An 11,545-nucleotide genomic window follows, 5' to 3' on the forward strand; every position below is an offset into this window, starting at 1 on the left:
TGGTTATGGTGGTTACCGCCCTTGGCGGCTACCAGCGTGGGCTGGCTAATGGTTTTATCCAGTTAAATCAATATCGTCAGCTGTGGCGTGATGCGTGGCGCTATGGCCAGATGCTCCCCCCGGAGATCCCACCCGGCGGGGCCGTCACCCGCTTGCAGACATCGGCGGCCAGATGTGTCAGCATCACGGTAACGATCACCATGCCCGTTGATAAACGGGTGCAGATGACCCGGTTGCATTGCCCGGTCAGTCAGTAGTCAGGAGCGAATATGTTAAGGGTGTACCACTCAAACCGTCTGGATGTGCTTGAAGCGTTGATGGAGTTTGTCGTCGAGCGCCAGCGGCTGGACGACCCTTTCAAACCGGAAATGGTGCTGGTGCAAAGTACCGGGATGGCGCAGTGGCTACAGATGACGCTGGCAAAACGGTTTGGCATTGCCGCCAATATCGACTTCCCGCTCCCGGCGAGCTTTATCTGGGACATGTTTGTCCGTGTACTGACGGATATCCCCGGGGAAAGCGCCTTCAGTAAGCAGAGCATGAGCTGGAAACTGATGACCCTGCTGCCGCAACATCTTGACGATGAGGCTTTTACACTACTGCGCCGCTATCTCAGTGACGATAGCGACAAGCGCAAACTGTTTCAACTGGCAGCCCGGGTAGCCGACCTCTATGACCAGTATCTGGTCTATCGCCCGGAATGGCTGATGCGTTGGGAGGCTGATGAACGTGTCGATGGCCTTGGCGACGCCCAGCGGTGGCAGGCGCCGTTATGGAAGGCGCTGGTCGAACATACCGCTGCGCTGGGGCAGCCGCTCTGGCACCGCGCCAATCTGTACCAGCGCTTTATCAGCACGCTGGAAGCGGCGGATGAACCTCCGGCCGGGTTGCCTTCGCGAGTTTTTATTTGCGGGATTTCGGCGCTGCCGCCGGTTTATCTGCAGGCGCTGCAGGCGCTGGGCAAGCACGTCGATGTGTATGTGCTGTTCACCAACCCCTGTCGTTACTACTGGGGCGATATAAAAGACCCGGCCTTTCTGGCGAAATTGATGTCACGCCAGCGCCGTCATCATCGTGAACCGCGCGAACTCCCGCTGTTTCGCGATACCGGGCAGGCGCCGGGATTGTTTAACGATGCAGGGGAACAGGACGTCGGTAATCCGCTGCTCGCCTCCTGGGGGAAGCTGGGGCGTGACTATATCTATCTGCTGGCCGGGCTGGAACATTATGAAGAGCTGGACGCTTTTGTCGATATAACGCCGGATAATCTGCTGCATAATTTACAGGCGGATATCCTCGAACTGCGCAATGCCGCAGTGGCCGGGCGAAGCGCCGAAGAGTTTGCCCACAGCCACAGCAAACGCCCGCTTGCTCTGGACGATCGTAGCCTGACCCTCCACGTCTGCCATAGTCCGCAGCGTGAGGTCGAGGTGCTGCATGACCGGCTGCTGGCGATGCTGGAGGAGAATCCTGAACTGACGCCGCGCGATATTATCGTGATGGTGGCGGATATCGACAGCTACAGCCCTTACATTCAGGCGGTATTCGGCAGCGCCAGCGGCGAACGCTGGCTACCGTGGGCGATTTCCGACCGGCGCGCCACCGAATCGCATCCGGCTCTGCAGGCGTTTATTACGCTGCTTTCTCTGCCCGACAGCCGCTTTGCCAGCGAAGATGTCCTGGCTCTGCTTGATGTTCCGGTGCTCGCCGCGCGCTTTAACATTGACGAAGAAGGGCTGCGCTATCTGCGTCAGTGGGTTAATGAATCCGGCGTGCGCTGGGGAATGGATGACGATAATGTGCGCGAACTGGATCTCCCCGCCACCGGGCAACACACCTGGCGCTTTGGCCTCACGCGCATGCTGCTGGGCTATGCGATGGACAGCAGCCAGGGGGAGTGGCAGTCGGTCCTGCCCTATGATGAATCCAGCGGGCTGATCGCTGAGCTGGTGGGTAATCTGGCTTCGCTGCTGATGCAGCTTAACCTCTGGCGCCGGAAGCTGGTGCAGGAGCGTCCGCTGGCGGAATGGCTGCCGCTTTGTCGCGAACTGCTAAATGACTTTTTCCTGCCCGACGGCGACACCGAAGCGGCGCTGGCGCTGATTGAACAGCAATGGCAGGCGGTGATTGGCGAAGGAGCCCAGGCACAATATGAGCACTCCGTTCCTCTGTCTTTATTGCGCGATGAGCTGGCGCAGCGGCTGGACCAGCAGCGCATCAGCCAGCGCTTCCTCGCCGGACCGATCAACATCTGTACCCTGATGCCAATGCGCTCTATACCGTTCAAGGTGGTGTGCCTGCTGGGGATGAACGACGGCGTTTATCCGCGGACGCTGGCGCCGCTGGGCTTCGATTTAATGAGTCAGAAACCGCAGCGCGGCGACCGCAGCCGTCGCGATGATGACCGCTATCTGTTCCTGGAAGCGCTGATGTCCGCCGAACAGACATTATATATCAGTTACATCGGCCGCTCGATTCAGGACAATAGCGAACGCTACCCTTCGGTGCTGGTGCAAGAACTGGCGGACTATATTGGCCAGAGCCACTGTCTGGCCGGGGATGAAGCGCTGGATTGTGACGCCAGCGAGCGACGTGTCAAAGCCCATATCACCCATCTGCATACGCGGATGCCATTTGATGCGGCCAATTTCCGTGATGATGAATATCAGAGCTATGCCCGGGAGTGGCTGGCGGCCGCCAGCCATCAGGGAGAGGCGCATAGCGACTTTATCCAGCCGTTGCCAGCGTTGGCTATCGAAACGCTGCCGTTTGAACAGCTGCTGCGATTCTGGCAACACCCGGTGCGCGCCTTTTTCCAGCAGCGCCTGCGGGTTAACTTCCGCTGCGAAGAGAGTGAGATTCCCGATGACGAGCCGTTCACCCTCGAAGGACTTAACCGTTATCATCTGAACCAGCAATTACTGAATACGTTGATTGAACAACAGGATGCGTCGACGATGTATCGGCGCTTCCGCGCCGCGGGAGAGCTGCCCTTTGGCGCTTTTGGCGAACTGGCCTGGGAGGCGCAGCGTCAGGAGATGCAGAGCCTTGCGGAGCGAGTCATTGCCAGCCGCCAGCCGGGGCAAAACATGGAAATCGATCTGCAATGTAACGGAGTCAACATTACGGGATGGCTACAGCAGGTACAATCTGACGGCCTGTTACGCTGGCGGCCGTCGCTGCTGAGCGTCGCGCAGGGGATGCAACTTTGGCTGGAACACCTTGTCTACTGTGCTAGCGGCGGAACCGGTGAAAGCCGGCTGCTGGTGCGCAAAGAAGGCGAATGGCGTTTCCCGCCGCTGGCGCAGGAACAGGCCAAAGCGTATCTTGAGCAACTGGTCGAGGGTTACCTGCAAGGCATGTCCAGACCGCTGCTGTTACTGCCAGAAAGCGGTGGTGCGTGGCTAAAAGTCTGTTATGACGGTGAAAAGGATGTCATGTTAACAGACGAAGAGACGCAACAAAAAGCGCGTAGCAAATTTCTCCAGGTCTATGAAGGCAATATGGTGGTCAGTGGCGAAGGGACGGATGTCTGGTATCAACGCCTCTGGCGCACGCTTGAACCGGCTTACTATGAAGAAATTATTACGCAAACACAGCGCTACCTGTTGCCGATATTTCGTTTCCATCAGCCCGAATAAATTTGTAATAGTATAAAAATTGCGCAGTTTAAGGTGTTCAATTATTATGCGCAACCAATCACGGACTGATGTGCATAACGCTGATGCTGTCAGCGCAAAGTTTGTTAATGATGAGGTTCGTGAATGCCCCGCAGTGTATGGTTCAAGGTCATTTTAGTACTGGCTGCCCTCTGGGCGCCGTTAAGTCAGGCAGATACCGGATGGCAACCGATTCAGGAAACCATTCGTAAAAGCGAAAAAGATCCCCGACAGTATCAGGCCATTCGCCTGGATAATGACATGGTGGTTCTCCTGGTTTCCGATCCGCAGGCGGTGAAATCTCTGTCTGCGCTGGTGGTTCCCGTGGGGTCGTTACAGGATCCCGTCGATCATCAGGGGCTGGCTCATTTTCTGGAGCACATGACGCTGATGGGCTCGCAAAATTATCCACAGCCGGACAGCCTCGCCGAATTTCTGAAAATGCACGGCGGCAGCCATAATGCCAGTACCGCGCCTTATCGCACCGCGTTCTATCTTGAAGTCGAAAATGATGCCCTTGACGGCGCGGTCGATCGTCTGGCGGATGCCATTGCCGCTCCGCTGCTGGATAAAAAATATGCCGATCGCGAGCGCAACGCGGTCAACGCCGAGCTGACCATGGCGCGGACCCGTGACGGGATGCGCATGGCGCAAGTGAGTGCAGAAACGGTTAACCCGGCGCACCCGGCTTCGCATTTTTCCGGTGGTAATCTTGAGACGCTTAGCGACAAGCCCGGTAAACCGGTGCTCGATGCCCTGCATACTTTCCGCGACCGCTGGTACTCGGCAAATCTGATGAAGGCGGTCATTTACAGCAACAAACCACTGCCGGAACTGGCGAGCATCGCGGCAAAAACCTATGGCCGGGTGCCAAACCACAATATCAACAAACCGGAAATCACCGTACCGGTGGTGACCGATGCGCAAAAAGGCATCATCATTCACTACGTCCCGGCAATGCCGCGTAAAGTGCTGCGTGTTGAATTCCGTATTGATAATAACAGCGAGCAATTCCGCAGCAAAACCGACGAGCTGGTGACCTACATGATTGGCAACCGCAGCCCGGGGACCTTATCGGACTGGTTGCAGCAGCAAGGTCTGGTCGAAGGGATTCGCGCGGATTCCGATCCGGTGGTCAACGGCAACAGCGGTGTGCTGGCGATTTCGGCGACCTTGACCGATAAAGGTCTGGCGCACCGTGATGAAGTGGCGGCGGCGATTTTCAGCTACCTTAACTTATTGCGTAGCCAGGGCATCGACAAACGCTATTTTGATGAGCTGTCCCATGTTCTGGCGCTTGATTTCCGCTATCCGTCGATCAATCGCGATATGGATTACGTGGAATGGCTGGCGGACACCATGATTCGCGTACCGGTGGAGCATGCGTTGGACGTGGTCAACATTGCCGATCGCTACGATCCGCAGGCGATTAAAGAGCGGCTGGCGATGATGACGCCGCAAAATGCCCGCGTCTGGTATATCAGCCCGCAGGAACCGCATAACAAGAGCGCTTACTTTGTGAATGCGCCGTATCAGGTCGACAAGATCAGCGCGCAGACCTTTAGCGACTGGCAGCAGAAGGCGAGCGCTATCGACCTGAAGCTGCCGGTGTTGAACCCGTATATTCCTGACGATTTTACGCTGATTAAAAGCGATAAAGCCTACCCGCATCCGCAGCTGATCGTTGATGAGCCGACGCTGCGGGTGGTCTATGCGCCCAGTCAGTTCTTCGCCAGCGAGCCAAAGGCTGACGTTTCGCTGGTGCTGCGTAATCCGCAGGCCATGGACAGCGCCCGTAGCCAGGTCATGTTCGCGCTGAATGACTATCTGGCAGGCATCGCTCTCGATCAGCTCAGCAACCAGGCGGCGGTGGGCGGCATCTCCTTCTCAACCGGCGCCAATAACGGGTTAATGGTCAATGCCAATGGCTACACCCAGCGGCTGCCTAAGCTGTTTACCGCGTTACTGGACGGCTATTTCAGCTATACGCCGACCGAAGAGCAGCTGGAGCAGGCTAAATCCTGGTATGCGCAGATGATGGATTCGGCGGACAAAGGCAAAGCCTACGACCAGGCGATCATGCCGGTTCAGATGTTGTCCCAGGTGCCCTATTTCCAGCGCGAGGAGCGGCGGGCGCTGCTGCCGTCAATTAGCCTGAAAGAGGTGCTGGCCTATCGTGACAACCTGAAAGCGAAAGGGCGCCCGGAGCTGCTGGTGATTGGCAACCTCACCGCCGAACAGTCCACCGCCATGGCGCGTCAGATCCAGCAGCAGCTGGGATCTGATGGCAATGAGTGGTGTCGCAACAAAGACGTCCTGATCAACCGTCAGCAGCTGGCGATTTTTGAAAAACCGGGTAACAGCACCGATTCGGCGCTGGCCGCCGTCTTCGCCCCGCCGAACGTGGATGAATACAGCAGTTCCGCCGCCAGCTCCCTGCTCGGACAGATTATTCAGCCGTGGTTCTATAACCAGCTGCGCACCGAAGAGCAGCTTGGCTACGCGGTCTTTGCTTTCCCGATGAACGTCGGGCGCCAGTGGGGCATGGGCTTCCTGTTGCAAAGCAGCGATAAACAGCCCGCTTTCCTCTGGCAGCGTTTCCAGGCATTCTTCCCGACCGCGGAAGCTAAACTGCGGGCGATGAGCCCGGCAGAGTTTGCGCAAATCCAGCAGGCGGTGATAAGCCAGATGACTCAGGCGCCGCAAACGCTGGGCGGAGAAGCCTCGCAGCTGAGCAAAGATTTCGATCGCGGTAATATGCGCTTCGATTCACGTGATAAAGTAGTGGCTCAGATTAAACTGCTGACGCCGCAAAAACTTGCCGATTTCTTCCATCAGACGGTGGTGGTTCCGCAAGGCATGGCGATATTGTCCCAGATTTCCGGCAGCCAGAATGGCAAGGCCGATTACGTCCATCCTGAAGGTGGCAAAGTCTGGGAAAGCGTCAGCGCATTGCAGAAATCCTTACCCCTGATGCGAGAGAATGAATGACCGCAACCGCCGAGCCTCTGGATCCCCTGCGCTTGCCCTTGACGGGTGAGCGCCTGATAGAAGCCTCTGCGGGCACCGGAAAAACCTTTACCATCGCCGCACTGTACCTGCGGCTGCTGCTGGGGCTTGGCGGGGAATCGGCTTTTCCTCGTGCGGTCAGCGTGGAAGAGCTGCTGGTGGTGACCTTCACCGAAGCGGCCACCGAAGAACTGCGTGGCCGCATTCGCAGCAATATCCACGAGCTGCGCATTGCCTGTCTGCGCGACAGCGCGACCGATCCCCTCTATCGCGCTTTGCTGGCTGAAATTCCGGATAAGAGCCAGGCGGCGAATACGCTGCTGCTGGCGGAACGCCAGATGGATGAAGCGGCAGTATTTACCATTCACGGCTTTTGTCAGCGGATGCTGAGCCTCAATGCCTTTGAGTCCGGCATGCTTTTTGAGCAGCAGTTGATCGAAGATGAATCCCGGCTGCGTTACCAGGCCTGCGCTGACTTCTGGCGTCGACATTGCTATCCGCTGCCGCGGGAGATCGCCGCCGTCATTCATGAAGCGTGGAAAGGTCCGCGCGATCTGTTGAAATCCCTCGATCGCTGGTTGCAAGGAGAAGCCCCGCAGCTCAAATCCCCGCCGGCGGCAGAAGAGACGCTGGCTGAACGCCATCAGCAAATTATTGCGCGTATTAACGCCATGAAAACACGGTGGCGGGAACAGGTTGCTGAGATTGAGGGCGTGCTGGAGAGCTCCGGTCTCGACCGCCGCAAGTTCAATCGCGGCAACCAGGGAAAGTGGATAGAGAAAATCAACGCCTGGGCGGAGGAAGAGACACTCAGCTATCAGCTTCCTGACGCACTGGAGAAATTCTCCCAGGCCTTCTTACATGAACGAACCAAAGCGGGCGGTGAGCCGCCGGTGCATCCGCTGTTCAGTGCGGTTGAAGAGCTGCTGGCTTCTCCGCTGACGCTGACGGATCTGGTTATTGCCAGGGCGATGGTGGAGATCCGCGAAGCGGTCGCGCGGGAGAAGCGTCGGCGCGGCGAGCTCGGTTTTGATGACATGCTTAGCCGGCTGGATGACGCGCTGCACGGCGAGAGTGGAGAAGCGCTGGCCAGCGCCATTCGTCAGCGCTTCCCGGTGGCGATGATTGATGAATTTCAGGACACCGACCCGCAGCAGTACCGAATTTTCCGCCGTATCTGGCGCCAGCAGCCGGAGACGGCACTGCTACTTATCGGCGACCCCAAGCAGGCGATCTATGCCTTCCGCGGCGCGGATATTTTCACCTATATGAAAGCGCGTGGTGACGTGGCGGCGCACTATACGCTGGATACCAACTGGCGTTCTGCTCCTGGGGTGGTTGAAAGCGTTAATCGCCTGTTCAGCTTGAGCGATAACCCCTTTATGTTCCGGGAGATCCCTTTCTTGCCGGTCAAACCGGCCGGGAAAAACCACGGTCTGCGCTTTACCGTGGATAACGACGCGGTGCCGGCAATGAACATCTGGCTAATGCCGGGCGAGGCCGTGGGATCCGGCGATTATCAGACGTATATGGCGCAACTGTGCGCGGCGCAAATTCGCGACTGGCTAAGCGCCAGTCAACAGGGGCGCGCGATGCTCTGGCGTGATGACAATGCAGCCCGGCCGGTTCAGGCCTCCGATATCACGGTTCTGGTACGTAACCGTCAGGAAGCCTCGCTGATCCGGGATGCCTTACGTGCGCTGGCGATCCCGTCGGTGTATCTCTCTAACCGCGATAGCGTTTTTGACACGCCGGAAGCGCAGGAGATTTTATGGGTACTGCAGGCGGTGCTGGCACCCGAACGAGAAAATACGCTACGCAGCGCGCTGGCAACATCGATATTCGGCTTGAATGCGTGGGATATTGAACGCCTCAACCAGGACGAGCGAGCGTGGGACGCGCTGGTGGAAGAGTTCAGTGTTTACCGGCAAATCTGGCGCCAGCGAGGGGTGATGCCGATGCTGCGTGCGCTGATGAGCGCGCGGCAGATTGCGGAAAACTTGCTGGTGACGGTCGGCGGCGAACGCCGTTTAACCGATATTCTGCATATCAGCGAACTGCTGCAGGAGGCGGCCAGCCAGTTGGAAAGCGAACATGCGCTGGTGCGCTGGCTGACGCAGCATATCGCCGAACCGGACAGCAACGCGTCCAGTCAGCAGATGCGCCTGGAAAGCGATAAGCACCTGGTGCAAATCGTCACTGTGCACAAATCGAAGGGGCTGGAATACCCGCTAGTCTGGCTGCCGTTTATTGCTCGCTTCCGTAAACAGGATCAGGCGTTTTATCACGATCGCGACTCGTTTGCCGCGGTGCTCGATCTTGGTCAGGACGAGGGCAGTCTGGAACTGGCGGAAGCGGAGCGCCTGGCGGAAGATTTACGCTTGCTGTACGTCGCGCTGACCCGCGCGGTCTGGCACTGTAGCCTCGGTGTTGCCCCGTTGAGCAGCCGACGCAGCGACAAGGCCGTCGCCAGCGATTTCCATCAGAGCGCGCTCGGACGTCTGCTACAAGGCGGCGAAGCCATGGATGCCGCCGGACTGGCCGCGTGTTTGCAAGCCTTCTGCTGTGGGGATATCGCGCTGCAAATGCCCACCGAGCCGGATGCCACTCCATGGCAGGCGCCGCAGGAAACGCTGCCGCCGCTGTCCGCCAGGAGCCTTGTGCGTCAGGTTAGCGATGACTGGCGGGTGACCAGCTATTCCGGATTACAGCAGCATGGTCAGAGCGCGGCTCAGGATCTGTTACCGCGCCTTGACGTTGACGCCGTCGGCGTCGGCGAAGTCGTCGCCGAAGCGCAGCTCACACCGCATCAGTTTCCGCGTGGTGCATCGCCGGGGACATTCCTGCACAGCCTGTTTGAAGATCTCGACTTTACCCAACCGATACCTGCTGACTGGATGACGGAAAAGCTGCAGTCCGGCGGCTTCGGTGAACAGTGGACGCCGGTGCTGACGCAGTGGCTGGACGATGTGCTAGGTACCCTGTTGCCGGGCGCCGGGATTGCGCTGAACCAGCTTTCCACCAATGATAAGCAGGTCGAAATGGCCTTCTATTTGCCGATCGAACGGCCGCTGGATCCGCTGCGTCTGGATGCGTTGATTCGCCGCTACGATCCACTCTCCGCGGATTGTCCGCCCCTCGACTTCCGCCAGGTCCGCGGGATGTTAAAAGGCTTTATCGATCTCGTTTTCCGCCATAACGGCCGATATTACCTGCTGGATTATAAATCGAACTGGCTGGGTGAAGACCGCGAGGCCTATACCCGGCAGGCGATGGAACAGGCGATGCGGGCGCACCGCTACGATCTGCAGTACCAGCTCTATAGTCTGGCGCTACACCGCTACCTGCGTCACCGCATTGCGGATTACGACTACGAACGCCATTTCGGCGGCGTGATGTATCTCTTTTTACGCGGCATGGACGGACAAGGCGGAGAGCAGGGTATTTTCACCACCCGTCCCGTGCAGCCGTTGATTGACGGTCTCGATGCGCTGTTTGCCGGAGATGTACAGGAGGTTCTGTCATGACAATGGATGAACTGCTGCTGGAAGCGGCCAGTCAGCGCATGCTGCGCCCACTAGATGTGCAGTTTGCCCTGATGGTGGCACAAGATGCGCATCCGGCGGTGAAACTGGCGGCGGCGGTGCTTAGTCGTGATGCCGGAGAAGGGCACGTTTGCCTGCCGATATCGCGTCTGCGGACGGACGAGTTGTTCAGCGGTAAAGCCAGTGAACTGCGTGAACTGCTGCTGGCGCATGCGAGCATCCCCGATGACTGGTCTGAGCTTCTGCTTGCCTCGGATGCGGTCAGCGGCGGCGAACGTCCGACGCCGATCGTCCTGTGCGGCGACCGGCTCTATCTCAACCGGATGTGGCGGAATGAACTGACCGTCGCCCACTTCTTCAACGAAGCTAACCAGGTGGTGGATGTTGACGAGGCCCTGTTAGCCCAAACGCTGGATGCGCTGTTCCCCGCCAGCGATGAGATCGACTGGCAAAAAGTTGCCGCTGCGGTGGCGTTGACCCGCCGAATTTCGGTGATTTCAGGCGGCCCCGGCACTGGGAAAACCACGACTGTCGCCAGGCTGCTGGCGGCGTTGATTCAGACGACCCGGCAACCACGCTGCCGCATCCGACTGGCGGCGCCGACCGGGAAAGCGGCGGCACGATTGACGGGATCGTTGGGGGATGCGCTGCGCCGCCTGCCGCTAACCGATGAGCAGAAGGCGCTGCTGCCTACCGAAGCCAGTACTCTACACCGTCTGCTGGGCGCTCAACCCGGTAGTCAACGGATGCGCTATCACGCCGGCAATCCGCTGCACCTCGATGTGTTGGTGGTGGATGAGGCCTCGATGATTGATCTGCCGATGATGGCGCGGCTGATTGATGCCTTGCCGGAACACGGGCGGGTTATTTTCCTCGGCGACCGCGATCAGTTGGCGTCAGTGGAGGCCGGAGCGGTGCTCGGGGATATTTGTGCCTGGGTCAATGCCGGCTATACCGTTGGGCGTGCAGCGCAGCTGGAGAGGCTGACCGGTCACCCGGTACCTGCGGGTGAAAGTGAGGTTGCCGGCGCGCTGCGTGACAGCCTGTGCCTGCTACAGAAAAGCTATCGTTTCGGTAGTCATTCCGGCATCGGTAGCCTGGCCCGCGCCGTGAACAACGGCGATCGCCACGGCGTCAGAGCGACGTTACGCCAGGCCTTCGAGGATATTGCGCTGCACCCGCTGAGTACGACTGAAGAATATGAAGCCATGTTAATGCAGTCGCAGACGGGATATGGTCGCTATTTACAACTGTTGCGCGAGCGGGCCGAGCCGGAGGCGCTGATTGCCGCCTTTGGCGAATTCCAGTTGCTGTGTGCCCTGCGTGACGGCC

The 11,545-nt window shown here is 58.5% G+C and carries 5 protein-coding genes; all 5 read left to right on the forward strand.

Features of this window, described 5'->3' with window-relative positions:
* A partial coding sequence (locus ACZAHD_RS18470; protein WP_462458072.1) for a prepilin-type N-terminal cleavage/methylation domain-containing protein occupies positions 1-257 on the forward strand: 257 nt, incomplete at its 5' end.
* 12 nt (positions 258-269) lie between these two features.
* Positions 270-3,641, forward strand: coding sequence for an exodeoxyribonuclease V subunit gamma (recC, locus tag ACZAHD_RS18475; protein ID WP_462458073.1), 3,372 nt, complete (start codon positions 270-272; stop codon positions 3,639-3,641).
* A 123-nt stretch (positions 3,642-3,764) separates the two neighbouring features.
* A complete protein-coding gene (gene ptrA, locus ACZAHD_RS18480) occupies positions 3,765-6,650 on the forward strand; it encodes a pitrilysin (protein WP_462458074.1) in 2,886 nt (961 codons plus the stop codon).
* Positions 6,647-10,195 carry an exodeoxyribonuclease V subunit beta gene (gene recB, locus ACZAHD_RS18485; protein WP_462458075.1) on the forward strand — a complete coding sequence of 1,183 codons (3,549 nt, stop codon included), beginning with the start codon at positions 6,647-6,649 and terminating at the stop codon, positions 10,193-10,195. The genes ptrA and recB overlap by 4 nt, the downstream gene beginning before the upstream one ends.
* The coding region (gene recD / locus ACZAHD_RS18490; RefSeq protein WP_462458076.1) for an exodeoxyribonuclease V subunit alpha at positions 10,192-11,545 on the forward strand (1,354 nt) is incomplete at its 3' end. The genes recB and recD, both read left to right, overlap by 4 nt.

The organism is Raoultella sp., from assembly GCF_039594335.1.
Taxonomy (GTDB): Bacteria; Pseudomonadota; Gammaproteobacteria; order Enterobacterales; family Enterobacteriaceae; genus Klebsiella.